22 protein-coding genes are annotated in these 24656 nt (G+C 71.5%); 13 read left to right on the top strand and 9 right to left on the bottom strand.

All coding sequences use genetic code 11. From position 1 onward, the window contains the following. Positions 1-146: 146 nt before the first annotated feature. From WME98_RS24010 to WME98_RS23995, 4 genes are all read left to right on the top strand, one after another. On the top strand, positions 147-1130 hold the full coding sequence (locus WME98_RS24010; protein ID WP_437953370.1) for a TauD/TfdA dioxygenase family protein: 984 nt from the start codon (positions 147-149) through the stop codon (positions 1128-1130). After that, a complete protein-coding gene (locus tag WME98_RS24005; protein WP_437953369.1) occupies positions 1127-1984 on the top strand; it encodes a dienelactone hydrolase family protein in 858 nt (285 codons plus the stop codon). Before WME98_RS24010 ends, WME98_RS24005 begins: the two co-directional genes overlap by 4 nt. A gap of 398 nt (positions 1985-2382) precedes the next feature. After that, positions 2383-3195, top strand: coding sequence for a dienelactone hydrolase family protein (locus WME98_RS24000; RefSeq protein WP_437953368.1), 813 nt, complete (start codon positions 2383-2385; stop codon positions 3193-3195). Positions 3196-3341: 146 nt separating this feature from the next. Next, the gene (locus tag WME98_RS23995) at positions 3342-4202 is read left to right on the top strand and encodes an alpha/beta fold hydrolase (protein ID WP_437953367.1); all 861 of its coding nucleotides are present in this window, start codon (positions 3342-3344) and stop codon (positions 4200-4202) included. Between the two features lie 30 nt (positions 4203-4232). Here WME98_RS23995 and WME98_RS23990 read toward each other — a convergent pair whose 3' ends face one another. The 3 genes from WME98_RS23990 to WME98_RS23980 form a co-directional block, all read right to left on the bottom strand. Further along, positions 4233-4709 (bottom strand): DUF2059 domain-containing protein, encoded by a 477-nt coding sequence (locus WME98_RS23990; protein WP_437953366.1) that lies wholly within the window; start codon positions 4707-4709, stop codon positions 4233-4235. A gap of 129 nt (positions 4710-4838) precedes the next feature. Further along, positions 4839-5666: an MOSC domain-containing protein gene (locus WME98_RS23985; RefSeq protein ID WP_437953365.1), complete on the bottom strand. Its 828-nt coding sequence runs from the start codon at positions 5664-5666 to the stop codon at positions 4839-4841. Between the two features lie 179 nt (positions 5667-5845). After that, complete coding sequence (locus WME98_RS23980; RefSeq protein WP_437953364.1) at positions 5846-6829, bottom strand: hypothetical protein; 984 nt, start codon at positions 6827-6829, stop codon at positions 5846-5848. A gap of 79 nt (positions 6830-6908) precedes the next feature. Here WME98_RS23980 and WME98_RS23975 point away from each other — a divergent pair, with 79 nt between their 5' ends. The 3 genes from WME98_RS23975 to WME98_RS23965 all read left to right on the top strand — a co-directional run bounded on the left by WME98_RS23975 (position 6909) and on the right by WME98_RS23965 (position 9819). Next, on the top strand, positions 6909-7565 hold the full coding sequence (locus WME98_RS23975) for a ferritin-like domain-containing protein (protein ID WP_020464819.1): 657 nt from the start codon (positions 6909-6911) through the stop codon (positions 7563-7565). Between the two features lie 398 nt (positions 7566-7963). Next, complete coding sequence (locus WME98_RS23970; RefSeq protein WP_044985409.1) at positions 7964-8302, top strand: four-helix bundle copper-binding protein; 339 nt, start codon at positions 7964-7966, stop codon at positions 8300-8302. A gap of 395 nt (positions 8303-8697) precedes the next feature. Next, positions 8698-9819, top strand: coding sequence for a DUF4185 domain-containing protein (locus tag WME98_RS23965; RefSeq protein WP_437953363.1), 1122 nt, complete (start codon positions 8698-8700; stop codon positions 9817-9819). 563 nt (positions 9820-10382) lie between these two features. Here the strand turns inward: WME98_RS23965 and WME98_RS23960 are convergent. Further along, positions 10383-11303: a transposase gene (locus WME98_RS23960; RefSeq protein WP_437335532.1), complete on the bottom strand. Its 921-nt coding sequence runs from the start codon at positions 11301-11303 to the stop codon at positions 10383-10385. Between the two features lie 404 nt (positions 11304-11707). Here WME98_RS23960 and WME98_RS23955 point away from each other — a divergent pair, with 404 nt between their 5' ends. Both WME98_RS23955 and WME98_RS23950 read left to right on the top strand, forming a co-directional pair. Continuing rightward, positions 11708-12673: an AraC family transcriptional regulator gene (locus tag WME98_RS23955; protein ID WP_437335288.1), complete on the top strand. Its 966-nt coding sequence runs from the start codon at positions 11708-11710 to the stop codon at positions 12671-12673. A 201-nt stretch (positions 12674-12874) separates the two neighbouring features. After that, positions 12875-14419 (top strand): IMP dehydrogenase, encoded by a 1545-nt coding sequence (locus WME98_RS23950; protein WP_437953362.1) that lies wholly within the window; start codon positions 12875-12877, stop codon positions 14417-14419. Between the two features lie 102 nt (positions 14420-14521). Here the strand turns inward: WME98_RS23950 and WME98_RS23945 are convergent, their stop codons facing one another. Continuing rightward, the gene (locus tag WME98_RS23945; protein WP_437953361.1) at positions 14522-15436 is read right to left on the bottom strand and encodes a LysR family transcriptional regulator; all 915 of its coding nucleotides are present in this window, start codon (positions 15434-15436) and stop codon (positions 14522-14524) included. 210 nt (positions 15437-15646) lie between these two features. Here WME98_RS23945 and leuC point away from each other — a divergent pair, with 210 nt between their 5' ends. The 4 genes from leuC to WME98_RS23925 all read left to right on the top strand — a co-directional run bounded on the left by leuC (position 15647) and on the right by WME98_RS23925 (position 20863). After that, positions 15647-17056: a 3-isopropylmalate dehydratase large subunit gene (leuC, locus tag WME98_RS23940; protein WP_061628751.1), complete on the top strand. Its 1410-nt coding sequence runs from the start codon at positions 15647-15649 to the stop codon at positions 17054-17056. A gap of 27 nt (positions 17057-17083) precedes the next feature. Further along, positions 17084-17701, top strand: a complete 618-nt coding sequence (gene leuD, locus WME98_RS23935; RefSeq protein ID WP_020464811.1) for a 3-isopropylmalate dehydratase small subunit — start codon at positions 17084-17086, stop codon at positions 17699-17701. Positions 17702-18594: 893 nt separating this feature from the next. Next, on the top strand, positions 18595-19839 hold the full coding sequence (locus WME98_RS23930) for a hypothetical protein (protein ID WP_437953360.1): 1245 nt from the start codon (positions 18595-18597) through the stop codon (positions 19837-19839). A gap of 85 nt (positions 19840-19924) precedes the next feature. Further along, positions 19925-20863, top strand: coding sequence for a fibro-slime domain-containing protein (locus tag WME98_RS23925; RefSeq protein ID WP_437953359.1), 939 nt, complete (start codon positions 19925-19927; stop codon positions 20861-20863). A 33-nt stretch (positions 20864-20896) separates the two neighbouring features. Here the strand turns inward: WME98_RS23925 and WME98_RS23920 are convergent, their stop codons facing one another. The 4 genes from WME98_RS23920 to WME98_RS23905 are packed head-to-tail and all read right to left on the bottom strand — an operon-like array spanning position 20897 to position 24411. Next, the gene (locus tag WME98_RS23920; RefSeq protein ID WP_437953358.1) at positions 20897-21790 is read right to left on the bottom strand and encodes a lycopene cyclase domain-containing protein; all 894 of its coding nucleotides are present in this window, start codon (positions 21788-21790) and stop codon (positions 20897-20899) included. Positions 21791-21806: 16 nt separating this feature from the next. Then, the gene (locus WME98_RS23915; RefSeq protein WP_437335282.1) at positions 21807-22715 is read right to left on the bottom strand and encodes a prenyltransferase; all 909 of its coding nucleotides are present in this window, start codon (positions 22713-22715) and stop codon (positions 21807-21809) included. Next, positions 22712-23455: a ferrochelatase gene (locus WME98_RS23910; RefSeq protein WP_437953357.1), complete on the bottom strand. Its 744-nt coding sequence runs from the start codon at positions 23453-23455 to the stop codon at positions 22712-22714. The genes WME98_RS23915 and WME98_RS23910 overlap by 4 nt, the downstream gene beginning before the upstream one ends. Then, complete coding sequence (locus WME98_RS23905; RefSeq protein ID WP_437953355.1) at positions 23452-24411, bottom strand: UbiA family prenyltransferase; 960 nt, start codon at positions 24409-24411, stop codon at positions 23452-23454. The genes WME98_RS23910 and WME98_RS23905 overlap by 4 nt, the downstream gene beginning before the upstream one ends. Positions 24412-24656: the final 245 nt, after the last annotated feature.

The raw sequence follows: 24656 nt of genomic DNA, 5'->3' as shown, positions 1-24656 counted from the left end.
GCGTCCTCACGTTCACGCTGCGCGCTCGGTGCGTGCCCTCGCCTCGCCGTCTCCAGGCGCGTACGCCGCGGCTCGCTCCCTCTGGCACGGCGCACGCATACCCGACCCCCGTAACCGCGACGGGGGGGACCACGCGGAGGAAACCCATGAGCCAGAGACCATCCGATTCATCCATCCAGGTGAAGCCGCTCGCAGGGCACATCGGCGCCGAGATCCACGGCGTCGACATCTCCAGGCCGCTGTCTGACGAGTCCGTGGCGGCCATCCGCGCGGCGCTGCTGAAGTGGAAGGTCGTCTTCTTCCGGGACCAGCCGCTCGGCCACGCCGAGCAGATCGCCTTCGCCGCTCGCTTCGGCGAGGTGACCTACGCGCACCCGCACGAGGACGAGCCGTTCGACGAGCACCCGGAGATCCTCGCCATCGACAGCCGCCGCTACGATCGCCGCTACGGCAAGCGCTTCAGCTATGAGAACCGCTGGCACACCGACGTCACCGCGGCCGTGAACCCGCCGGCGGCGTCAATCCTGCGGGCGCACATCCTGCCGCCCTACGGCGGCGACACGACCTGGACCAACCTCGTTGCGGCCTACGAGGGGCTGTCCGCGCCGCTGCGCGCGCTCGTCGACGGCCTGCGCGCCGAGCACCGCTTCGGGCTGAGGTTCGCCCCGCAGGACCAGGACAGCCCGTACCTGCGCAAGGTGCGGGAGAACCCGCTCATCTCGATCCACCCCGTGGTGCGCGTCCACCCCGAGACCGGCGAGCGAGCGCTGTTCGTCAGCCCCGGGTTCACCAGCCACATCGTCGGCCTGTCGCCGCGCGAGAGCAGCGCGATCCTCGACCTGCTCTTCGAGCAGATCAGCCGCCCGGCGTACACCGTGCGGTTCCGGTGGGAGCCGGGCAGCGTCGCGTTCTGGGACAACCGGGCCACCGCGCACCTCGGCCCGCAGGACCTCGGGCACCTCGACGTCGAGCGCGTGCTCTACCGCGTGACGCTGACCGGGGACATCCCGGTCGGGGTCGACGGGGTGCGCTCCGAGCTCGTGGCCGGCGAGCCGTTCGGCACGCGGCCCCCGAGCAAGCTGAAGCCCGTCCGAAAGGAGAAGGCGCCCGAGGCGGAGGTGCAGGCGTGACCGCCGCGAGCGCGGGCGTCGAGAGGACGTCGTTCCGGGGTCCCCACGGGCCGGTCGAGGCGGTGCAGGTCCGCCCGTCGTCGGCCGGGCGCGCGCCGGCGCCGGCGGTGCTGATCCTCCACGAGGGGCTGGGGCTCACCGCCCACACGGTCGAGCTGGCGAGGCGCTTCGCGCAGGAGGGTTACCTCGCGTTCGCGCCGAACCTGTACTCGCACGACGTGGTTCACCGGACCTTCACCGAGGCGGAGGTGGCCCGCGGCGTCGGGCTGCTGCGCGCTCCGGACCGCGACGAGGTGGTCGCGCGGCTGCCGGCGGACGAGCAGGAGCGGCTGAAGGCGGTGTTCGCCTGGTTCAGCGACCGCGATACGTCGACGTACCTGCCTGACGCCAGGGCGGCGGCGGCGCACCTGGCTGGGCGGTTCGACGTGCGCCCGGGGGGCATCGCGGCGGTCGGCTTTTCGCTGGGCGGAGGGCTGGTGGGACAGCTCGCGGTTGCGGGCGTGGAGCTCGCGGCGGGCGCGGTCTTCTACGGGCAGGCGCCGCCGCTGGACCAGGTGACGAGCGTGCGCTTTCCGCTGCAAGTGCATTATGCGGAGGAGGATCCGGCGATCACGCCGAAGGCGCGCGCGGTGCAGGAGGCGTTCCGGGCTGCGGGGCGGGAGCTGATCTCGTTCGTGTATCCGGGGACGCGGCACGGGTTCTTCAACGAGACGCGGCCGGCGTACCACGCCGATGCGGCGCAGCTCTCGTGGCGGCGCACGCGGGAGTTCTTCGCCGAGCGTATCGGCGGCGGCGTCGCCGCGCAGCTGCGGCCGTATGCGGTCGCCGGCGAGGGCGTCCGGGCAGCGGGGTAGCTGCACAGGAGCGCGGCCGCGAGGATATGCCGCCTCGGACGTAGGGCGGCTGTCTCGGTTAGCTAGCTACCTCAACCTGGGTCGGCTACCTCGGCTACCTCAACCTGGGTCGGCTACCTCAACCTGGGTCGGCTACCTCGGCTACCTCAACCTGGGTCGGCTACCTCAACCTGGGTCCGCTACCTCAACCTGGGTCGGCTACCTCAACCTGGGTCGGTCGCTGCTCCTCAACCCGGGTCGGCCGCTCCTCAACCTGGGTCGGTCACCTCAACCTGGGTCGGTCACCTCAACCTGGGTCGGTCACCTCAACCCGGCTCGGTCACCTCAACCTGGGTCGGTCACCTCAACCTGGGTCGGTCGCTCCCACCTCTGGCACGGCCGCTGCTCAGGCCCAGGCCATGACCGCCTCCACGCCCATCGCCGAGAGCAACGCTCCGAGCCCCATCCGCACCGACGACGCCGGCCTCATCGCCGGCGCCGTCACCGTCCCCGCGCCGGCCGGCGACCTCCCCGGCTACCGCGCCCACCCCGCCTCCGGCGGGCCGTTCCCGCTGGTGCTCGTCGTCCAGGAAATCTTCGGCGTCCACGAGCACATCCGCGACGTCGTCCGCCGCTTCGCGAAGCGCGGCTACTACGCCCTCGCCCCGGATCTGTTCGTCCGCCAGGGCGACCCGAGCCGCCTCAGCACCATCGACGAGCTCCGGGCGCTGGCCGGCCGCGTGCCCGACCAGCAGGTGCTCGCCGACCTCGACGCCAGCATCGCCTTCGCCCGCGCCTCCGGCCAGGCCGACGCCACCAAGGCCGCCGCGGTGGGCTTCTGCTGGGGCGGGCGCATCACGTGGCTCTACGCCGCGCACAACCCCGCGCTCAAGGCAGCGGTCGCCTGGTACGGACGCCTCACCGGCGACCGGACCGAGGCGCAGCCGAAGCACCCGATCGACGTGGTGAGCGCGCTGCAAGTCCCCGTCCTCGGCCTCTATGCCGGCCAGGATCAGGGCATTCCCCTGTCGACGGTCACCGAGCTGCAGCAAGCGCTCCGTGCGGCCCCAGAAGCCGGCGGCGCGCCCGGCGCCGCGCGCTCCGACATCCACGTCTACCCCGACGCCCCGCACGCCTTCTACGCCGACTACCGCCCGAGCTACCGTCCCGACGCCGCCGCCGACGGCTGGGAGCGCCAGCTCGACTGGCTGACCCGACACGGCGTCGCCTGACCGCGCGCCAGACGCGACCGCGCCTCGGCGCCCGCTGCTGCCCCGGCACCACGCTGCGCCTCCGCTGTTCCTCCGCACGCACCCGAGCTCCCTCGCTCCGACGTCCCCGCGCCCCCGGCGCGCCGCCGATCGGCTACCCTGACGCCGTGCGCGCGAAGGTCCGAGACACCGAGATCTACTTCGACGTCGAGGGAATGGGCCTCGTCCCCGACGGCCCCGAGATGCGCGAACGGCCGGTGATGTTCGTCGTGCACGGCGGGCCGGGCGCCGATCACTCCTCGCACAAGGGCGGGATGACCCCGCTCTCCGACCGGGCGCAGCTCGTCTACTTCGATCACCGCGGCCAGGGGCGCTCGGCGCGCGGCCCGAAGGAGACATATACCCTCGAGAACAACGTCGAGGACATGGAGGCGCTCCGCCAGCACCTCGGCCTCGATCGCATCGTGGTGATGGGCACCTCCTATGGCGGCATGGTGGCCATGGCCTATGCGCTCCGGTACCAGCAGCACATCTCGCATCTCATCCTCGTGGCCACGGCGGCCAGCCACCGCCTCATCGACCGATCGAAACAGATCGTGGCGAGCCGCGGCACCGACCAGCAGAGGGACGCATGCGAGCGCCTCTGGGCCGGCAAGCTCGAGAGCGACGAGCAGTTCGCCGAGTTCCTCCGGATCATGGGGCCGCTCTACTCGACCACGTTCGACCCGCCGAAGGCGGCCGAGGCCAGCGCGCGCGCCATCTACAACGTCGAGGCGTGGAACGTGGCTCTGGAGCGGTTCATGCGGACATTCGACTTCACGCCGCGCCTCCCCGAGATCAAGGTCCCTACCCTCGTCATCGCCGGCCGGCACGACTGGATCTGCCCGCCCGATCTGTCGGAGGAGATCGCGCGCCTCATCCCGGGCGCCGATCTACGTATCTTCGAGCGCAGCGGCCACTCGGTGCGCGCCGACGAGCCGCGGGCGCTGCTCGACGCCATCGCTGGCTTCCTGGTCTACAGGCGGTAGCACGGTCGATGACGCCGAGCGCGGCGCGCGCTACTGGATCCCAGCCTTCTTCATCGCCGCGGGCATCCGCTGCATGATGACCGACCCGACCTTCTTTCCCACCTCCCCGCTGATCTCGGGGAGGAGCTTCGCGGCCTTCTTGCCGACCGGCGTGCCGTAGAACTTGATGAGCTCCTTCAGCTCATCGGCGGTGAACTTCCCCGCGTAGATGTCGACATTCCACTGGACCAGCTCGTCGTACGGCAGGACCTCGGCGACGACCGCCTTCAGCTTGCCGGTGTCCTTGGCCGAGATCTTCGCGCCCGCTTGCTGCATCGACGCCCCCATGTTGGTCATCAGCTGATCGATGAGGGCGTTGTAGACCTCCCTCGGCATGACGAGGTGCGTGAGCTCCAGGGCGAGCTTCTTCTCGGCCTCACCGGCGTGGGCGTCGCCGAGCGACACGAGGGAGAACAGGGTCACGAAGGCGAGCGAGACGATCCAGGAACGCGACGCGTGCTTTCTCATGATCCATGTCTATCACGGACGCGCCGCGGTCCGCGTCGCCCCGGCGAGCCCGCCGCCTCCCGTCGCTCGAGCCGCCGGGCGCCCGTGGTGCGGGCGCGCGCGAGCCGCGCGAGCGGCCCACGCTCCCCGTCATACGATCGTCACCTCGTCCCCCACCCGCAAGGCGCCGGACTTCGTCTCGTGGATGTAGTTCTGACCGAAATTCACGTCGCCGGGCTTCTGCGGATCGCGCCGGTACGTGGCGAGCGTGCGGAGCGGCTCCGGGCCGCGCTCCGCGGTGAGCTGATCGGTGGTGGTGACGACGCATCGGCCGCACGGGCCGCCGGCGCGGAGCACGAGCTCGCCGATGCGGACGCGGCCCCACCGATCCTCGTCGAAGGCGGCGCAGCCGCTCACGACGAGGCTGGGACGGAAGCGATCCATCGGCAACGCCGCGGCGCCCCGGTCCTCGAGGTGAGCGTTCAGGTCGGCGAGGGAGGCCTCCGAGATCACCAGCAACGGGAACTCGTCGGCGAACGACACCACATCTTCCGGGCGCGCCACCGGATCCTTGAGGACGGGCCGCCGGAACGCCTCGCCGGCCCGGACGAGCCGCGCCGGGTGATCCAGGAAGTCGCTGAGCCACGCGGCGGCCTCGTCGCCGCAGTCCTCGGCCAGGAGGCCGGTGCTGCTCCAGACCTCGACGGTGAGCAGGCGCGCGCCTTGCGCCGCCTGCGACGCGCGCGGCACGGAGATCGGCGAGCGGCCGGCGGCGCCGAGCGTGAGCTCGCCCTCGGAGAGCTGCGTCTCGATGAGCGCCATGCGCGGCAGCGGGCGCTGCGTGAGGGGCTTGCCCTCGGGGTCGATGATCATGAACCGCCGGTCGCCGACGAGGCCGAGCTCGTCGACGGCCGCCGCGTCGAGCGCGAGGCCACGGCAGCCTTTGACGGGATAGATGTGGATGGCGGAGAGGCGCATTCAGGACTTATAACACTCCTCGGCTCCGCCGAGGGCTCGGGCGTCGCGCGCCCCCGCGCCGGCGGGCGACGCCCTCCTCGGACGGCGGCGTCGCTCGGCCGGCGCAGCCTCGGCGGCGCTTTCACGGGCCCCCTCCGCGGCGACCGCGCGTCGGGAGCGGCTCCCTCCGCCGCTCCCCCTCACGCCACGCCGCCGTCCTCCGGGATCCCGAGCACCTGCCGCAGGTCCATCCCCACGATGATCTCGGCGTTCTGCCGCACCCAGTCGACGAGCGCCGGGCGCAGGGCGCGCGCGATCTCTTCCTTGACGAGCCCTTCGACGGCGCTGGGCCCGAGGTGCTTCGGGTCGAACGCGACGCCGCCGCCCGCGGCCAGGGCGCTGAACAGGCGCACGAGCGACTCGACGCCCGCGGCCTGACCGGCCGCGCCGAGCGGCTCGACCCGCTCGACGGCGATCTCCCCGCCGCGGCTCACGACGAAGCGACGGAGGTCGGCCTGCTCGACGCCGCGCTTGAGCAGCACCGCCGAGGAGCAGTCGACCTCGATGCGCTGCACGCGCGGCGCCGTCTCGATCTCCTGCCGGGTGCCCTCGACGTCGACGCTGGCCGCGATGGTGGCGCCCGCCGGGATGCGGAACCCGTCCGAGCCCACCGCGCCCGCGAGCGCCTCGCGCAGCGTCAGCCGCGCGGACACGCGGGCGCCGCGGACAGCGGGGCCGCCGCCGTCGGACTCCAGGTTCAGGAGCACCTGACGCACGGTCACGACGAGATCGGGATCGCTCGTCGGGTCGTACGGGGGTATGGCCATGGGCGTCGAGGTGACGAGTCCGCGCATGAAGGCGCGGGCCTCGTCCTCGGCCGAGTCCTTCCCGACCCGGACGAGCCCTCCCGTGTAGAACACGTTGGGCGTCATGACGCCTGTGCGGAAGTCGTACTCGACTTGCTGCAACCCCATGTCGCCGAGCGGCGGCGGCAGGTCGATGACGAGGTAGGGCTCGAAGGCGACGCGCACGAGCGTCGGCGCGAGCGTCAGGCGCAGCGCCGTGGCGCTCGAGGTGGCGAGCGCGGCTATCCCGGTGCGCTTCAGGACGGTGCGCGCGGGGAGGTCGAACGAGATCGAGACCGACTCGAGATCGAGCCACGGGGGCAGGAAGCGCCAGGCCATTCAGGGAGGGTACACCCATCTCGCCCCTGGGAGGGCGGCCTATTGACCTGCCGCCCGGGGCGCGCCCATCATGCCACCCATGAAGCCAGAGGAATTCCTGGGCGAGCTCGACCGCAGGGTGGGAGAGCGCCTCGCCCGCATCGGGGCCGCGGCCGGCGCGGCGGAGCCAGGGAGCGGGATCGGCGTCCCGGAGCTGCTCGCGACCGCGCTCAAGAAGGAGCTCGAGGCGACCGAGGAGGCTGCGCTCTGGCTCACCACCGAGACGGACGTCGAGGTGAAGCTCGCCCTCGCTCGCCAGTGCGGCGATGAGGCGAGGCATTACCGTCTCATCGCCGAGCGCCTCCGCGCGCTCGGCGTCGATCCGGCGTCGATCCCGGCCAGGTTCGGGCCGCCCACGCCGATGTTCGGGTACCTGAAGGGGCTCGGCTCGACGGTCGAGCGCGTCGCAGCGGGCCAGTTCACGCGCGAGGCGCTCGCCAAGGTGCACAACCAGGCCTTCATCGAGTACTGCGAGTCGCAGGGGGACGCCGAGACGGCGCGCCTCTACCGCGACGTCATCCAGCCCGACGAGGGTCATCACCACGAGATGGGCCGGCGGCTCCTGGCGCGCCTCGCGACCACCGAGGAGGCCCAGGCGCTCGCGCGCGCCGCCGCGATGCGCACGCTCGAGATCGCCGAGGAGCTCCAGGAGATCGCGCGCATCAAGATGGGGATCTGCCGCGCGCCCGGGTGCTAGCGGCCCAGCCCGCGACGCGGCTCTGGCGGATACCCCGCGGGCTCTCGCCGCCCGCGGCGAACTCGCGAACGCGAGGGTGGGCTCAGGCTCTCCCGGTCGACGCCTGGACGTCGTTCGAACGGCGCCGCGTCAGCCATCGCGCCGAGCGGGCGACCAGGGCGGGCGCGGCCGTTCGGTCGCGCGCTCGCATGCGCCCCCCTGGGCGTCCCAGCCGTTCGCGCGGCGCGTTCGGGACACGAGGGCTCGCGCGCGTCGGTCGCTGCTCCGAGGCCTATATGCGGGATGGCCCGACGTGCGAGGATCTCTCAATCCATTCAACCTCTGGATACCAAGGTTGCCTCGTTGTCGCGAGATATCCTCGAGGCGAAGAGCGGCCCAGTTGACCGAGGGGGATTGTCATGAGCAGGTTTCCGGGGGACAGATCGTTCCGGGAGGTGGCTCGGTTCACCCAGGATTGTGGCTCGATCTGCACCCATGCAAGCCAGTACTGCCTCGAGATGGGGGGCGGGCACGCCGACGCCACGCACGTGCGGCTGCTCCAGGACTGCGCTGACATCTGCGAAGCGGCCTCGAAGCTCCTCCTGCGCAGCTCGCCGCAGCGCGCCCAGATCACGAGCGTGTGCGCGAGCCTCTGCGACCTGTGCGCGGCGAGCTGCGACAAGTTCACCGGTGACACGCAGATGAAGACGTGCGCGGACGAGTGCCGCCGCTGCGCCGCTGCGTGCCGGCAGATCTGACGCGACGGGGCGTCGGATCGCTCTGACCGCGCGGGTCGCGCCTTCCGGCGCATGCGCGCTCGCGCGATGCACTGTCGGGAACAGCAGGGCGGCCAGCGGATACCATCGACTTTTTTGGTGCTGCACCTGAATTGACTTACGGCTCTGATCACCGGAGCGCTTCGACGAAACAGGTTGTTGGATGCTCTTTTCGCCCTGGCGGTCTTTCCCTTGAGACGAGCAGCGTTATCGCTTCCTGGCCTCCCTGCGGCCCCAGTCGTTCCTCATCGCCCCATCCCTTGAGCACGCGGCCTCTGCGCGCGGCGGCCGGGTCGCGCTCGCGGTCGCGCGCGGTCCGGCCGCGGAGCGCGACGCATGTGGCGGCGGCCCTCGGCTGCCGTGATATCCTCGCGCGCATGCGTTATCGAAGGGCGACGGGGGCGGCCGGGGTCGCACTCCTGTGCGTCGGGTGCGGCGCGGACGCGCCCGAGGTTCGGGTGCGCGCGGTGCGCGACCTGGGCGCGCTGACGTTCGAGCCATCGATTCGAGGGCGGGACGGCGGGTACAGCGCGCGGTGGGGTGATCGCTCGGTGTGGGTGTTCGGCGATACGACCCTGGAGGCGCCGGGGGCGGACGGCTCGCTCTGGAGATCGAGCACCTTCTGCTCAACCGACGACATGGACGCGTCGGACGGGCTCTCGTCGCTGACCGAGCCGCTCGACGCGGCCGGCGCGCCTGGGGAGTTCCTGCCGTTCACGGCGGAGGAGCTCGAGTTCAACGCCGCGCACTTTGGCCCTCAGGCGGAGGAGACGTGCAAGGAGGACTGCGGGGCGCGCTACGCGCTGTGGCCGGGGCCGATCGTCGTCGATGAGGCGACGGGCCGCGCGCTGGTCTTCTACAGCAAGCTGATGGGGCGTGCCGGGGGGTTCAACATCGACGCGCTGGGCTCGTCCATCGCGGTTTGGGAGGGCCTCGACGCGCCGATCGTGCGTCCGGCGGCGCGCCCGGGCGCCACGGATCCCACGCTGATCTTCGGCGCGGACGAGCCGTCGTTCACGGCGGCGGCGCTCGTCCGCGAGGGGCTGCTCTATGCATATGCCTGCGCGTGCTCGGGGCTCACGTGCCCGTGCCTCATCGCGCGCGTGCCGCTCGCGCAGGCGACGGAGCGCGGGGCGTGGCGGTTCTTCTCGGACGGCAGCTGGGTGGAGGGTCATGACGAGGCGGAGCCGGTCATGGCGGGAGCGCCGATGATGTCGGTGCACTGGAACGAGCACGCCGGCAGGTACGTCGCGATCTACAGTGAGCCGATGTCGTCGGAGATCTCCGTGCGGACGGCCCCGGCGCCGGAGGGCCCGTGGTCGGACAGTGAGGTGGCGTTCACCGCGGAGGCGCCCTCAACCCCGGAGGCATGGCCGTACGCTGGCCTGGGGCACGCGGAGCTCGCTCAGGAAGGAGGCCGGGTGGAGTACGTGACCTATTTCCGGGAGACGGGTTTCTTGGAAGGAGAGCTCCGACTCGTGGAGCTAGAGCTCGAGTGAGGGACCGGACGACCTTGACCCGACGATCTGACCCGGGTTGACTGACCGGACGACCTGACCCGGGTTGACCGACCGGACGACCTGACCCGGGTTGACCGACCGGACGACCTGACCCGGGTTGACCGGAACCCGGTTGACTGGGACGACCTAACCCGGCTCGGAGACGACCTGACCCGGGTTAGCCGAGAAGACGACCTGGCCCCGGTTGACCGACAAGACGACCTAACCCAGCTGACCGGGCCGCCACCCGGAAAATCTGAGACGATCCGGCCCTGGTTGACGGCCAGCAGCGAACCCGACCCGGGTTGGCCGAGCGCCACCCCATCCGCGCCACTCCACGCGCGTCGGGCTGCTCCCCGGTTAGCGGAGCGGCCCAATCCGGGTCGATCTGGCGATTGGACCCAGCCACCCATAGGTACGCTCCTGTTCGGTCAAGCCGAGCCAGCAACAACCTGCGTCCTGAGTCGCCTCGCTCCGACATCTTGAGACGCACGTGCCCTCCGGCGACGTGTCGCCCCCGGTGGCCTCTCCGACCGACTCACCGTGCGCCGCCGGCGCAGCAACTACACCGTGAGCACGGCGTCCGTCACGGCGACCCCGTGAAACGCGCGCATCCACCACGTCCCCGCGGGGAATACGGCGCTGCGCACCCCGCTGCGCCACCGTTCGAGCGCCGCGCGGTACGACGCACGAAACGCGCGCACGGCGGCAGCAGCGATTCGCCATGCATCACCCTGCTCGCGGCCGACCGCAAACGTCGGACTGCAGCCGCGCAGCGGCTCGAAGCTCGTGGCACGCTCGTAGGGGGACACCCGGCTGGCGCCCTCCGCGCCAAGGACGTGTTGCCCTCGCCGCCCCACCTCCTCACGGGCCTGCGCTTCCTGTCGCTCCAGCTCGGCGGCGACCTCGCCGCGAAAGCCGTCGCCGCCATCCTGTTCGATGACAGGCGGCAGCGCGAGCGCGAGCGTTACTTCTTCTGGCCACTGCGGATTTTTCGGATCGAGATATGCCGCGGGTCGCGTCGCGCGCAGCACGCCGCAGCCGAGCTCGTTCACATCCACCTTGGCGCCCGGCCACTCGCGCGCATGTCGGACCAGGCCGGCGGCCACAGGATTCGCGAGCACGTAGGCGATCTTCTCCACCACCGCCGTCCGCGTCAGCAGCCGCACCACGCTCGTAGCCTCGTGGTCCCACACTGGCCCTTCCCACGTGCGGAGCACCTTGGTCCCGAGCGCGACGATGCGATGGAAGAATTGCAAAAAACGCGGCAGGACGCCCATCGTATCGGTCACGACGAGGTGCAGGTGCGACGACATCGCGCAGAGCGCGTGGACCTCGATGCCGAAGCGGCGCGTCGAGACGGTGAGGGTGTAGACCAAGAGCTGGGTGATGGCAGCGTCAGGGCGGAAGAGCAGATGCCTGCGCAGGACGCGACGGGTGATGAGGTAGGTGGCGCCTGCGGCAATTTCGCGGGGCTGGCTCATGGCTGGCGTGCAATGGCAAACGCCGTGCCGGCGGGTGGGGTGAATGATTTCAAGGCATTGGCTCGCTCCTTGGGGTGGCGCCGCCAGGGGCGCCAGGTGGTCCGCCACCTGGATAGTCCTTGAATCCACCTCAACCTGAATCCCCCAACCTGAATCCACCCCAACCTGGGTGATCCACCCCAACCTGGGTCGAGTCGCCCAACCTGGGTCCGGTCGCGCCCAACCTGGGTCCGGTCGCCCAACCTGGGTCCGGTCGCGCGGGGTCCGGTCTCAACCTGGGTCCGGTCGCGAACCCGCCCAACCTGGGTCCGGTCGCCGTCGGCACCCAACCTGGGTCCGGTCGCGGTCTCAACCTGGGTCCGGTCGCGGTTCTTCTCAAACCGGCCATCAGGTAACCTCCCCCTGTGGCGACCAGCGACAGGAGCCGAGCCGAGTACCAGAAGCGGGTCAACCGCGTCATCGACTACATTCAGGCCCACCCCGGCGAGGAGCTCTCCCTCGAGACGTTGGCCGCGGTGGCGGCGTTCTCGCCGTTTCACTTCCACCGCGTCTTCAAGTCCATGACCGGCGAGAACCTCCGCGAGTTCATCCAGCGGACACGCCTCGAGACCGCGGCCAGCCATCTCACGTTGCGGCCGCGCGCCGACGTCCTCGAGATCGCGCTCGAGAACGGCTTCAGCTCGGCCAGCGCCTTCGCCCGCGCGTTCAAGGAGCGCTTCGGCATGAGCGCCTCCGCCTGGCGCAACGGCGGCGCCGCGGCCGCGCGCAAGGCGCGGCAAGCGGATCGCAAGCCGGGTGAAGTCGACCGCAACCCCGGCAAAGCAGCGGCGTGCGCGGTCGCCCAGGATGACGCCTCGTCGGGCACGGACGCCCGCCAAGACGAGGAGAAGATCATGAACGTCACCGTGAAGACGCTGCCGAGCTACCACGTGGCCTACGTCAGGAGCGTCGGCCCCTACGGCCCCGGAAGGAGCGTCGCCGAGGCCTGGCAGCGCCTCGTCCGCTGGGCGAGCGCGCGCGATCTGTGGACCCCGGACCGCATCTGCCTCGGCATCGCGCACGACAACCCCAAGGTCACCGACCCGTCCAAGTGCCGCCACGACGCCTCGATCGTGATCCCGGACGGCTTCAAGGCGGACGGCGAGGTCAACGTGACCGACATCGCCGGCGGGAAGTACGCCGCGAGCCTGTTCGTCGACGAGGCGAGCACGATCGGCGCCGCGTGGGACCGGCTCTTCGCCGAGTGGCTCCCGCAGAGCGGCTATCAGCCTGACCACCGGCCCTGCTTCGAGCTCTACCAGGGCGAGTTCCACGATCCCAAGACCAACACCTACCGCTGCGAGCTCTGCCTGCCCGTGCGCCCGCTCTAGCTGTGCTCGCCCGACGCCCGGCGCTTCCTGGCCGGACCTCTGCGCCGCGCCACGCGCGCCGGGCGCGGGCGCCGCCGGCCCTGCCCGGTCGGGGCCCGCCGCCCCTCCGCGCACCCATAACTGACCGATTTTGCTCACTTTTCACCCGGCACCCGCCCCGGCTGCATTTGACAGCGCGAAACGCGTGCACTACGAGCCGACATGGCATTCATCTACGATGAGCCGAGCAGGACCTTTGGCGAGTACCTGCTCGTCCCGAATCTGACGACGAAGGACTGCGTCCCTGCGAACGTCGACCTCACGGCCCCCGTCGTCCGGTTCAAGGCCGATCGGGGCGCGGGGCCGCCGGACCCGAAGCTCGCGCCGCTCACGATCAACGTGCCCATCACCAGCGCGATGATGCAGTCGGTCTCGGGCGCCGATCTCGCGATCGCGCTCGCGCGCTGCGGCGGCCTGTCGTTCGTGTACGGCTCGCAGGGCATCGAGGAGGAAGCCGCCATGGTGCGGCGCGTGAAGAACTACAAGGCCGGGTTCGTCGTGAGCGACTCGAACCTGCGCCCCGAGGCCACGCTGGGCGACGTCCTCGCGCTGACCGATCGCACGGGCCACTCCACCATCGCCATCACCGAGGACGGCACCCCCACGGGTCGGTTCGTCGGCATCATCACGAGCCGCGACTACCGGCTCGGCAAGACGCCGCTCAGCACGCCGGTGCGCGAGATCATGACGCCGTTCAAGTCGATCCACTGCGGCAAGGTCGGCATCGATCTCCAGGAGGCGAACGAGCTCATCTGGCGCCACAAGCTCAACACCCTCCCGGTCATCGACGAGCGGCAGCACCTGCAATACCTGGTGTTTCGGAAGGACTACGAGTCGCACCAGGCGCACCCGCTCGAGAACGTCGACCACGAGAAGCGGCTGATCGTCGGGGCCGGCATCAACTCGCGCGATTACCGGGATCGCGTGCCGGCGCTGGTGGAGGCGGGCGCCGACGTGCTCTGCATCGACTCGTCGGACGGCTACTCCGAGTGGCAGCGCGACACCATCGCCTTCGTGAAGTCGCAGGGCAAGCCGATCTACATCGGCGCCGGCAACGTCGTCGATCGCGAGGGGTTCCTCTACCTCGTCGAGTCCGGCGCCGACTTCGTCAAGGTCGGCATCGGCGGCGGCTCGATCTGCATCACGCGCGAGCAGAAGGGGATCGGCCGGGGCCAGGCGTCGGCCGTGATCGAGGTGGCCAAGGCGCGCGACGAGTACTTCCAGCGCACCGGCGTCTACGTGCCGATCTGCTCCGACGGCGGTATCAGCCAGGACTACCACATCACGATCGCGCTCGCGATGGGCGCCGACTTCGTGATGATGGGCCGCTACTTCGCGCGCTTCGACGAGGCGCCCGGGCGCAAGGTCCGCGTGAACAACCAGTTCATGAAGGAGTACTGGGGCGAAGGGAGCAACCGCGCGCGCAACTGGCAACGCTACGATCACGGCGACTCCAGCAAGAAGAAGGACCAGCTGGAGTTCGAGGAGGGGGTCGACAGTTACGTTCCCTATGCCGGCAAGCTCAAGGACAACCTCGACGTCACGCTCGCCAAGGTGCGCTCGACGATGTGCAACTGCGGCGCCATCTCGCTGCGCGACCTGTACATGCGCGCGCGCCTGACCGTCGCCTCGGCGGTCAGCATCCACGAGGGCGGCGTCCACGACGTGATGCTGAAGGACACGCGCAGCAGCCCGCGCGAGGCCTGACCTCCGGAACGTCGCGGAGCCCGGCGGCGCTCGGCGGACGAGCTGTGCCCCGGCCGGGCCGCGGCGACGCTCGCCGCGCGATCGCCGCGCGCTGCGATCTCGCTACGCCCGGAGGAGCGCCCGCGTCCGCTGCTCCGCGCGACGCCCCTCGGCCGTAAGGCGCTCGATGAAGCGCTCGATGATGGGATTGCGTCGGAAGTTCTCGCGCATCATCAGCTCGACGGGCAGCGGCTCGACCTCCTCGGCGACCTCGACGTCCAGCCGCGAGCGCGCGACCTCGGTCAGCGCGAGCGCCGGCGCGAGGCCGACGCCGAGCCCACCCGAAACGTACGAGACGAGGAGCGACACGCTCGACACGTCGATCGTCGAGATCGGCCGGATCCGCTCGCGATCCAGGTAGGCGTCGAGCAGCCGCCGCCCCACGCTGCCGGGCGCCAGCCGGAGCAGCGGCTCGTGCCGGAGCCGCTCGCGCAGCGGCGGCGCCTTGCCCTTGAGCCGCGGCCCCACCCAGAGGAACGGCTGCACGAACAGCGGCTGCTTCACGAGATCGCCGCCCGCCGAGGACGCCGACGCGAGCCCCAGGTCCACCTCCCCGCGCTCGACCCACCGCGCGGCGTCGATCGAGTTCGCGGTCGTGATCGCGAACCGCACCGGCGCGCGCTGCTCGAGCATCTGCCGGATGACCGGCACGAGCAGCCCCTTGCCGAGGTAGTCGCTCGCCGCGAGGCGCAGCGTCGTCGACGGCTCCCCCGCCAGCTCCGAGAGCAGCTCGAAGACCCCTTCCGCCTGATCGAACAGGCGCGTGATCGCGCCGAGCGCCGCCTCGCCGGCCGGGCTGAGCCGCACGCCGCGCCCGTCGCGCTCGAACAGCGCCACCCCGAAGTGCTCCTCCACCCGGCGCACCTGCTGGCTGATCGCCGACGGCGTCTTGTGCAGCCGCCGCGCCGCCTCGGCGACCGAGCCCGACCGGGCCACCAGGAGGACATCCTCGAGCGCGGGGAGGAGCGACGCATCCATGTAGCGTTACTTAACCCATCGTGAAAAAAGTTTCATTCGACTTAATGCTCGCGGGCCCGCATAGTCCTACCGCCGCCCGACGCCGGACCGCCGGATCGGGGGCGCGCCGGCCGCCTCCCTGGAGCCAGCTGGCGCGCCCCGGCGCTCGGGCCGGTCCGCTTCGCACGCCGTCCCCTTCAGCCGCGTTCAGTTGCACCGCGAGAGGCCATCATGGGTAAGAGTCTCTATGACAAGGTTTGGGACCTCCACAAAGTCCGCACGTTGCCGAACGGCGAGGATCAGCTCTTCATCGGCCTTCACCTGATCCACGAGGTGACGAGCCCGCAGGCGTTCGGGATGCTCCGCGATCTCGGCCTGCGCGTGCGCATGCCCGATCGGACGTTCGCGACGCTCGACCACATCGTCCCCACCGACAACCGCAAGCGGCCGTTCAAGGACTCGCTGGCCGAGGGGATGGTCGACGCGCTCAAGAAGGCGTGCACCGAGCAGGGGGTCACCTTCTTCGATCTCGAGTCCGGGCGGCAGGGCATCGTGCACATCATCGGCCCCGAGCTCGGCCTGACCCAGCCTGGCATGACGATCGCGTGCGGCGACTCGCACACGTCGACGCACGGCGCGTTCGGCGCGATCGCGTTCGGGATCGGGACGACGCAGGTGCGCGACGTCCTCGCCACGCAGACGCTGAGCCTCCAGCGGCTCAAGGTCCGGCGCATCCAGGTCGAGGGCAAGCTCGGCCCGGGCGTCTACGCGAAGGACATCATCCTCGAGATCATCCGCCGGCTCGGCGTGTCGGGCGGCACGGGCTACGCGTACGAGTACGGCGGCTCGACCATCGAGGGGTTCTCGATGGAGGAGCGGATGACCCTGTGCAACATGTCGATCGAGGGCGGCGCCCGGGTCGGGTACGTCAACCCGGACCAGACGACGTTCGATTACATCAAGGGTCGTCCGTACGCCCCGAAGGGCGAGGCGTGGGAGGAGGCGCTCGAGTACTGGCGCTCGATCGCGTCGGACGAGGACGCGCGGTACGACGATGTCGTGCGGATCGACGCGAGCGCGATCGCGCCGACGGTGACGTGGGGCATCACGCCGGGCCAGGCGATCTCGGTGAAGGAGAAGGTGCCGGCGGCCGAGGACGTGGCGAACGAGTCCGAGCGGGCGCTGATCCGCGAGGCGCTCGAGTACATGCGGCTCGAGGGGGGCAAGCCGATCGAGGGGACGAAGATCAACGTGGCGTTCATCGGCAGCTGCACGAACGGCCGCCTCTCGGATTTCCGGGAGGTGGCGCAGCGCCTGAAGGGGCACAAGGTCGCGCCGCACGTGCGCGCGCTGGCGGTCCCGGGATCGATGGATGTGGCGCGGGCGGCCGAGGCCGAGGGGCTGGATCGGATCTTCCGCGAGGCGGGCTTCGAGTGGCGCGAGCCGGGCTGCTCGATGTGCCTGGCGATGAACCCGGACAAGCTCATCGGCGATGAGCTGTGCGCGTCCTCGTCGAACCGCAATTTCAAGGGCAGGCAGGGGAGCCCCACGGGCCGCACCGTGCTCATGAGCCCGGTGATGGTGGCCGCCGCCGCAGTCCGCGGCGAGATCGCGGATGCTCGTGACGTGTTCGGAATCTGACGACGCTCGCACCCGAGGGAGATTTCCATGGCACTCGACTTGATCCAAACCGTCACCGGTCGCGCCGTTCATGTTCCGGGGGACGACATCGATACGGACCGCATCATCCCGGCGCGCTTTCTCAAGTGCGTCACCTTCGACGGCATCGGCGAGCACCTCTTCCGGGACGTGCGCTTCGACGAGCGCGGCGAGAAGCGGGAGCACCCGCTGAACGACCCGCGCTTCGCGGGGGCCACGATCCTGATCGCCGACCGCAACTTCGGCTGCGGGTCGTCGCGCGAGCACGCGCCGCAGTCGATCGCCAAGGCGGGGTTCAAGGCAGTCGTCGCTGAGAGCTTCGCCGAGATCTTCTTCGGCAACTCGACGACGCTGGGCATCCCCTGCGTGTCGGTGAGCCGCGAGCACCGCGCCGCGCTCGCGGCGCGCGTGAACGCCGATCCGTCGACGCTCGTCACGGTGGACCTGCAGGAGCAGGTCGTGCGGGCGGGGGGCGATCTCGCGGTGCCGTTCACCATCAAGCCGGGGGCGCGCGAGTCGCTGCTCCGGGGCACGTGGGATCCGATCGCGCAGCTGCTCGAGGGCGCCGAGGAGGTCCAGAAGGTGGCGGCACGGCTGCCGTACGTGCAGCGCGCCGCCGCGCAGTAGCCCGCGCGCTCGACCGGTGCCGCCGCGCTGGCGGCTCGCCGGCAAAGCACCTCAAGCTGAAAGCAGGTCGAGCACCTCAACCTGCGGGCACCTCAACCCGAGCACCTCAACCTGGGTCGAGCACCTCAACCTGGGTCGGGTCGCTGGGCCCGAGCACCTCAACCTGGGTCGGGTCGCTGGGCCAGGTTGCCGCCGAGCACCTCAACCTGGGTCGGGTCGCTGGGCCAGGTTGCCGCCGAGCACCTCAACCTGGGTCGGGCACCTCACGGGTCGCCGCCGCAACCTGGGTCGGGTCGCCGCAACCTGGGTCGGGTCGCTCCGCGTCCAACCTGGGTCGGGTCGCTCCGCGTCCAACCTGGGTCGGGTCGCTCCGCAACCTGGGTCGGGTCGCTCCGCAACCTGGGTCGGGTCGCCGCAACCTGGGTCGGGTCGCTCCGCGTCCAACCTGGGTCGGGTCGCCGCCGCAACCTGGGTCGGGTCGCCGCAACCTGGGTCGGGTCGCTGGTCGCTCCGCGGGGTCGGGTCGCCTCGCCGGGTCGCCACCGCAACCTGGGTCGGGTCGCTCCGCAGAATGCCCGCCGGCGCATCTGGCCCAAGATGGCACGCTTCCAGCTCCGTCCGTCACACTGTGGCCCTACCGCGCTCGGCGTTGACACACAGGCCAGCCCACCCCTCTCGCAACCCCAGAACTCCCCGCCTCACGCCGCGCTCCGGCCGGCAGGAGGTGTCACCGAGCAGCCGAACGGGCATGGCATGTCCAGTGCTCTATCCCCCCTCGAGCTCTCGGACTGGCGCTGAGGAGCCGCGGAGCAGCAGCGCTCCGCATGCCGCGGCGCAGCGCCATCGTTCCTTGATCGCGTGTCTCTCACAGGCGCGCAGGACGGAGTATCCCCATGCGATTCGCATTCTTCTCTTCTCTTATCTTGCGTTCGTCGACCGCTCGCTCCTCGCTCCAGGGGCTCGTCGCGCTCTCTTCGTTGGTGGTGCTCACCGGCGCAAAGGGGCAGGGCTGTGGCTCCGCGGACGTGCCAACGACGCCGCCCGAGCCCGACTGTGGGCCTGGCTTCCACTGGGAGACGGTCTGTTCCCCGTGCGAGATCGGCGATGTGTGCGAAGACCAGTGTGTGCCCGATAAAGTCTGTCCTCCTGGATGGAGCCAGCAGACCTTTTGCGGCGCCAGCAGCACCAGCATCACCACCTCCGCGGGCCAGGGCGGCATGGACGGCGGCGTCGCCATGCCGATGCCTCCCGATGAGTGCTGGACCGACTGCGTGCCGCCGCAGCCGCTCTGCCCGCCCGGCACCATCGAGCAGACCGCGTGCAGCGGCGGCGTCACCCCCACGACTGCCACCGTCGGCTCCGGAGGCTGGACCGGCAGCAGCGTCGGCGTCGGCGGCGCTGGCGGCATGGACGGCGGCGTCGCCATGCCGATGCCTCCCGGTGAGTGCTGGACCGACTGCGTGCCCGTCGAGCCCTACTGCCCGCCGGGCACGCAGGCGCAGACCGTCTGCGGTGGCACCACCGTCGCCGCCAGCAGCAGCGTCGGCGTCGGCGGCTCCGGCGGCTATGCTGGCGCTGGCGACGCTGGCGCCTGGGAGGACCCCGGCGATTGCAGGACCGACTGCGTGCCCGTGGAGCCCTACTGCCCGCCGGGCACGCAAGCGCAGGAGATCTGCTACGACGGCATCCCCGAGACGACCGTCAGCGCCGGCACGGGTTACGGCAGCGGCGGCGCCTGGGGCGGCTGTTTCATCGAGTGCGTGCCCGCGGAGCCCCACTGCCCGCCGGACACCATCCCGCAGACCGTCTGCGAGGACAGCTTCCCCGGCACGAGCGGCAGCAGCGGCACCGGCTACGGCGGCGGCGCCAGCCCGTACCCCGGTGGCGGCTGCCGGACCGAGTGCATCCCGCTGGAGCCCTACTGCCCGCCGGGCACCCTCGAGCAGAAGGTCTGCTCCGGCGCAGGCAGCACCGGCACCGGCATGGACGATGCCGCGTACCCCGGCGAGTGCTGGACCACGTGCGTGGAGGGCTCCATCTGCCCCCCCGAGGCGATCAAGAGGACCATCTGCGAGGAGCCGGCCGGCGGCGGCTCACCCCCGGTCTGCCGGACCGAGTGTGTCCTGATGCTGCCGTGACGCGGCGGGCGAATGACGCCGGCCGGTACGATTTCGCGAAGGGCAACCAGGCCCGACCGCATCCAGGGGAGCAGGAGGCGGCTCCATGACCCTGGCCCACCCAGAAGCATCTTTCTGCCCGGCCTTTCGACGGCCCCTGGCCCTGGTGCTCCTCTCGTGCGCGGCGCTGCCGCTCGCGGGGTGCCCCCTCCAGACCGCCTCCATCGGCCGTCGCAACGAGGATGCCTCGCACGTCGAGACGCCCGAGCCATCGGACCAGGAGATCGGCAGCGAGACGCCGAACGTCGGCGGCGGTCCGCCCGAGGACGACGACGGCGGCAGCGGCAGCGCCGGTGCCGACGCCTTCATCGACGACGGCGACGGCGGCAGCGCCTCGGCCAAACCGCCTCCCCGCGACGCGAGCCTCTGCACGGCGAGCTTCCCCATGACCGTGCGCGACTTCTCCGAAAAACATCAAGATTTCGGTCCTTCTCAGACCACCGGCGGGAAGAAATTCGAGCCCGAGACCGAGCTCCAGAACGGCAAGCCGGTCGTCGCGGACCCGCCCGAGCAAGGCGCCAGCGCGGGCGACAGCTTCGACGAGTGGTTCCAGGACGATCCGGCCGTCAACAAGACGCTCCACCAGATCATCCACCTCGATATCCGGAACGGCCGCGGACAGCTGGGCAACCGGAGCTTCTATTACGTCGATGGCCGCGGCTTCGGCAACGAGGGTTACGCGCACAACTTCGGCTTCACCGTCGAGTTCGAGGTGCCGTTCATCTACGCGCAGGGGAGCTCGTTCTCCTACGAATCGAGCGACGACGTCTGGATTTCCGTCGACGACACGATCGTGGCCGAGCACTCCGTGAGCGACGGGGTGAACGGGGGAATCGTCCGTCTGGACGCGTGGGCCGATGCGCTCCACCTGAAGCCCGGGTCGTCCCACAAGCTCAAGGTCTTCTACGCCGAGCGAAACTTCGTGGCCTCGGTCTTCCTGCTGGAGACCGCGCTCAACGTCGAGTGCGTCGAAGCCATCGATTGAGCCGCCCGCGGCGCGGAGGGGCGCGTCTCCGGGTCAGCCCGCTGGTCGGTCGGGGCTCGGCGCCTTTGCGTACCTGAGCTCGAAGGCCCACGCCGGGAACACCGTGGCCGCGAGGCCCGCGCCGAGCCCGTAGAGGATCTCGTCGACCGGCACGCCGAGGAGCGTCCGGCCCGGCAGCAGCACGCTGGGCCGCCAGGTGCGCTCGAACACGCCGGGCACGAGCGCCGCGAAGGCGAGGCACAGGCCGAGGTAGAGGGCCGCCGACAGGAGAGCTCCGAGCAGGCCTGGCACGAGCAGATCGCGGCGCGCTCCGACGAGCGCCGCGGTGACCGCGATCATCGCCGCCACCGCGGCGTAGAGGACGGGCACCCCGGCCGCGAGGAGCGCCCCGGCCGTCGCGAGCGCGAGCGCGACCCCCGCCGCCGCCCGCAACCACGGTCGCGCCGCCGCCCGCAACCCCGGTCGGGTCTGCGCCGCCGCCGCCAACCCCGGTCGGGTCCGCGCCGCGGCCGCCAACCCCGGTCGGGTCCGCGCCGCCGCCAACCCCGGTCGGGTCTGCGCCGCCGCCGCCAACCCCGGTCGGGCCTGCGCCGCCGCCGCCAACCCCGGTCGGGTCCGCCGCGGCGCGCCCGGCGCGGCGCAGGGCACCAGCGCGCGGCGGAACGCCACGGCGTACGCGGTGGAGGAGAACGCGCTGAGCCCGACGATGAACAGCACGTCCTCGACGCCGAACCCGACCCGATCGGCCAGGTCGAACAGGAACTTGGGCGTCCAGTACGTCGGATAGAACAGCCGCTCGGTCGCCGCGAACGGCAGCGAGGCGACCGCCGCGCGCTTCATCAGCGAGCGCAGATCCGGGCGCGCCACCCAGATGGCGATCCCCGGCAGGAGAAAGAGGAGCGAGAGCAGCAGGAACTCGTGGGTCACCGCCCCGCCCTCCTCCTCAGCGCGCGGCGAGCGCGACGGCGGTTGCGGCCAGCAGCGACAGCGTCGCCGCCCCCGCGGCCGCGACCCGGACCAGGAGCAGGCGCGAGCCCGGCGGCGCCGGGCGGGCCAGCAGCACGACGAGCGTCGCCGCCGCCGGCACGAGCAGGCCCGGCGCCGGCCGCAGGCCCACCGCGCCCAGGCCGATCGGCGCGAGCAGCAGCGAGAGCCCGTTCAGGAGCGCCACGCACAGCGCGGCCCGCTCTCCGCCCACGCGCACGGCCAGCGTCCGCTTCTCGCTCTCCCGGTCCGACGGCTCGTCGGGGAGCGCGGTGGCGATCGCGCAGCCGAGGTGGCTCGGCAGCAAGCACGCGAGCAGCGCGAACGGGAACCGCCCGAGGTCGCCCCCCTGCGCCAGATACCCGTAGAGCGGCAGCACCACGCCGACCCCGACCATCTGGAGCAGCGCCCCGCCCCCGCGGTACGAGAGGCGGAGCGGCGGATAGCTGTAGGCCCAGAGGAGCACGAGCGCCGCGATCGCGAGGAGCACGAGGAGCGGCGCGCCGACCGCCGCGGCGAGCGCCGCCGAAACGGCCACGAGCGCCGCGGCGCAAGCCACAGCCGCGGCGCCGAGCGCGCGGGGCGAGAGGCGCCGCTCCACCAGCACGCGCGAGCCGCCCGAGAACGGCGTGGCGGTCCGGTTGAGGCGGTCGGTCTCCTGATCCGCGACATCGTTCGCGTAGACGATGAAGAGCTGGTCGAGGAGGCCGAAGAGCTGGACCGCCGCGAGCGTCCCGAGATCGAGCGGGCGGCCCGCCGCCCGCGCGCCGAGCAGCTGCCCGAGCAGCAGCGGGAGCGCGATGGTCGGCTGCGAGGCGAGCCGCGACGCCGCGAGCCAGGCCCGGAGCGCCCCCGGCCGGGCGCTCATCGCCCGCCGCCCCGCGACAGGCCGAGGCGCTCGGCCAGTTTGGCGCGCAGGTCGGTGAACGGGAGGTCCCAGCGGCGCTCGCCGTCGAGGCGCCACGCCTTGAGCGGGAGGAGGTCCACCTGGGCGAGCAGGTAATGGAGCTGCGACTCCTCGCGCGGCTCACGGATGAAGCTGAACGGGTTGCGGTACTCCCGGCCGTTCAGCTGCGAGTACTTGCGATCGTTGCTGGCCACGAGCTCGACGAGCGCCTTCTGCCGGCCGTCGAGGTAGTCGAAGAACGCGAGATCGAACGGCCCGACGCCCGCCCGCTCGTCCGGCTTGCGCGTCACCCAGCGGGCCCAGTCGTAGCCGTAGAGGAAGTCGTGCGCGTAGCGGAAGCGCAGCTTCGACTTGTTGCCGAAGCCCACGCAGAGCGACACCACGCGGCACGCGAAGTCGCCGATCGCGGGCGCGCTCCCGGCCTGCCACAGGCAGCACGCCAGGTAATCGAGGTCCCAGAAGATGTTGTCGGGGAAGTTGTCGACGATCGCGCGGATCACCTCGCCGAGCCCGCGGGCGAAGGCCTGCGCGCGCTCGGCGTCCTCGCTGCCGCCCACGATCTGCTCGACCAGCGCGACCGGGGCGGGCGCGCTCGGCCGACCCGGCGCGACCGAGGCACGCGCGCCGAGCAGCGGCGTGAGCTGCGCGAGCTCGTCGCGCGCTTCGGCGGGGATCGCGCACGCGACGGGGGCGCCGGTCACCTCGGCCTCCCGCCGGCGCACAGCCCGGCGGCGAGCACGCCCGCCGACAGGACGACCGTCCCCCACCAGATCGCGCGGTGCAGCTCGAGCTTGTAGGCCGCCTGCGCGGCGAAGGCGTTCGTCACCGCGCCCGCGCTCTTCCCGACGAGCCGCGCCCGGAAGTAGAGTGCGACGGCCGCCGCCGGCGCGACCGACCCGATCGGCGGGGCGCCCGCGGCGAGGAGCGGCGCCGCGAGCCAGAGGAGCGGGCCGAGGCCGGCGAGGGCCTCCGTGACCCGACGCGTGATCGCGTTGCCGAACAGCGCCGTCACGGTGCGCTTTCCGCCGGCGCGATCGCTCTGCTCGTCGGAGAGCCCGCTGGCCAGGGCGCTCGCCAGCGCGAGCGCGAGCAGGCCCGGCAGGAGCGCCGCGAGCCACGCCGGCGCCCACGCGCCGCACTGGGCATACGCGTGCATCACGGGGAGCACGCCGCCCACGCCGATCATCTCCAGGAGCTCGCCGCCGCCGCGGTAGTTCAGCCGGAGCGGCGGCAGCGTGTACGCGGCGAAGACGAGCAGGCCCAGCGCGGCCAGCGGGAGCAGCAGCGGGCGATCGAGCGCGTCGCCCGCCCCCCAGGCGACGAGCAGCGCGGCGGCGCCGGCGCCGAGGCCGGCGAGGAGCAGGGCACGCGCCGGGAGGATGCCGTCCGGGATGGTCTTCGGCGAGCAGCCCTCCGGGAACATGCGCCGCTTGAGGGCGTCGACCTCACGATCGCCCCAGTCGTTCAGGAACACGACGAACGCGACATCCGCGACCATCCACAGCGCGCCGAAGGCGAGCGCGCCCGCCGACAGCCGGCCCGCGACGGCCGCGCCCACGGCCTGCCCGCATACGGCCGGGACGAGCACCTTGGGCCAGCTCGCGGGCTTGAGCGCGTACCACCACCGCGCTCCAGGGCTCATCGACTCGACGCGCATGGCTCAGGTCTTTCTGCTGCTAGCACAAGAACATGCGCGCTCATGGGCCCCACGAGATCGCCCGGGCTCGGCAAGCTCGCCGCTCGGGCGCGCCGGGGCAACGCCGCGGCGTGTCGGCCGCGCGCCGTGCGGCGTTTCCTTCCACGCCGATCTGAGCCACCTTATGCCCCGGCGGCCTCGCCGCACGACCCTCGCGCGGCGGCGGCGCGGAGGCGGGAAGACACGAAGAAAGCCCAATGATTTTC

Origin of the sequence: Sorangium sp. So ce296 (assembly GCF_051529605.1) — a bacterium.
GTDB lineage: Bacteria > Myxococcota_A > Polyangia > Polyangiales > Polyangiaceae > Sorangium > Sorangium cellulosum_D.
Note: the sequence above shows the minus strand (reverse complement) of the source record. Positions and strands in the feature narration are given on the sequence as shown.

Excerpts from the sequence above, each read along its gene's own strand:
- WME98_RS23915 (WP_437335282.1), bottom strand. The coding sequence starts at position 22,715 with ATGAGCGCCCGGCCGGGGGCGCTCCGGGCCTGGCTCGCGGCGTCGCGG.
- WME98_RS24000 (WP_437953368.1), top strand. The coding sequence starts at position 2,383 with ATGACCGCCTCCACGCCCATCGCCGAGAGCAACGCTCCGAGCCCCATC.
- WME98_RS23930 (WP_437953360.1), top strand. The coding sequence starts at position 18,595 with ATGCGATTCGCATTCTTCTCTTCTCTTATCTTGCGTTCGTCGACCGCT.
- WME98_RS23965 (WP_437953363.1), top strand. The coding sequence starts at position 8,698 with ATGCGTTATCGAAGGGCGACGGGGGCGGCCGGGGTCGCACTCCTGTGC.
- WME98_RS23990 (WP_437953366.1), bottom strand. The coding sequence starts at position 4,709 with ATGAGAAAGCACGCGTCGCGTTCCTGGATCGTCTCGCTCGCCTTCGTG.
- WME98_RS23950 (WP_437953362.1), top strand. The coding sequence starts at position 12,875 with ATGGCATTCATCTACGATGAGCCGAGCAGGACCTTTGGCGAGTACCTG.
- WME98_RS23905 (WP_437953355.1), bottom strand. The coding sequence starts at position 24,411 with ATGCGCGTCGAGTCGATGAGCCCTGGAGCGCGGTGGTGGTACGCGCTC.
- leuC (WP_061628751.1), top strand. The coding sequence starts at position 15,647 with ATGGGTAAGAGTCTCTATGACAAGGTTTGGGACCTCCACAAAGTCCGC.
- WME98_RS23985 (WP_437953365.1), bottom strand. The coding sequence starts at position 5,666 with ATGCGCCTCTCCGCCATCCACATCTATCCCGTCAAAGGCTGCCGTGGC.
- WME98_RS23970 (WP_044985409.1), top strand. The coding sequence starts at position 7,964 with ATGAGCAGGTTTCCGGGGGACAGATCGTTCCGGGAGGTGGCTCGGTTC.
- WME98_RS24010 (WP_437953370.1), top strand. The coding sequence starts at position 147 with ATGAGCCAGAGACCATCCGATTCATCCATCCAGGTGAAGCCGCTCGCA.
- WME98_RS23945 (WP_437953361.1), bottom strand. The coding sequence starts at position 15,436 with ATGGATGCGTCGCTCCTCCCCGCGCTCGAGGATGTCCTCCTGGTGGCC.
- WME98_RS23975 (WP_020464819.1), top strand. The coding sequence starts at position 6,909 with ATGAAGCCAGAGGAATTCCTGGGCGAGCTCGACCGCAGGGTGGGAGAG.
- WME98_RS23960 (WP_437335532.1), bottom strand. The coding sequence starts at position 11,303 with ATGAGCCAGCCCCGCGAAATTGCCGCAGGCGCCACCTACCTCATCACC.
- WME98_RS23925 (WP_437953359.1), top strand. The coding sequence starts at position 19,925 with ATGACCCTGGCCCACCCAGAAGCATCTTTCTGCCCGGCCTTTCGACGG.
- leuD (WP_020464811.1), top strand. The coding sequence starts at position 17,084 with ATGGCACTCGACTTGATCCAAACCGTCACCGGTCGCGCCGTTCATGTT.
- WME98_RS23980 (WP_437953364.1), bottom strand. The coding sequence starts at position 6,829 with ATGGCCTGGCGCTTCCTGCCCCCGTGGCTCGATCTCGAGTCGGTCTCG.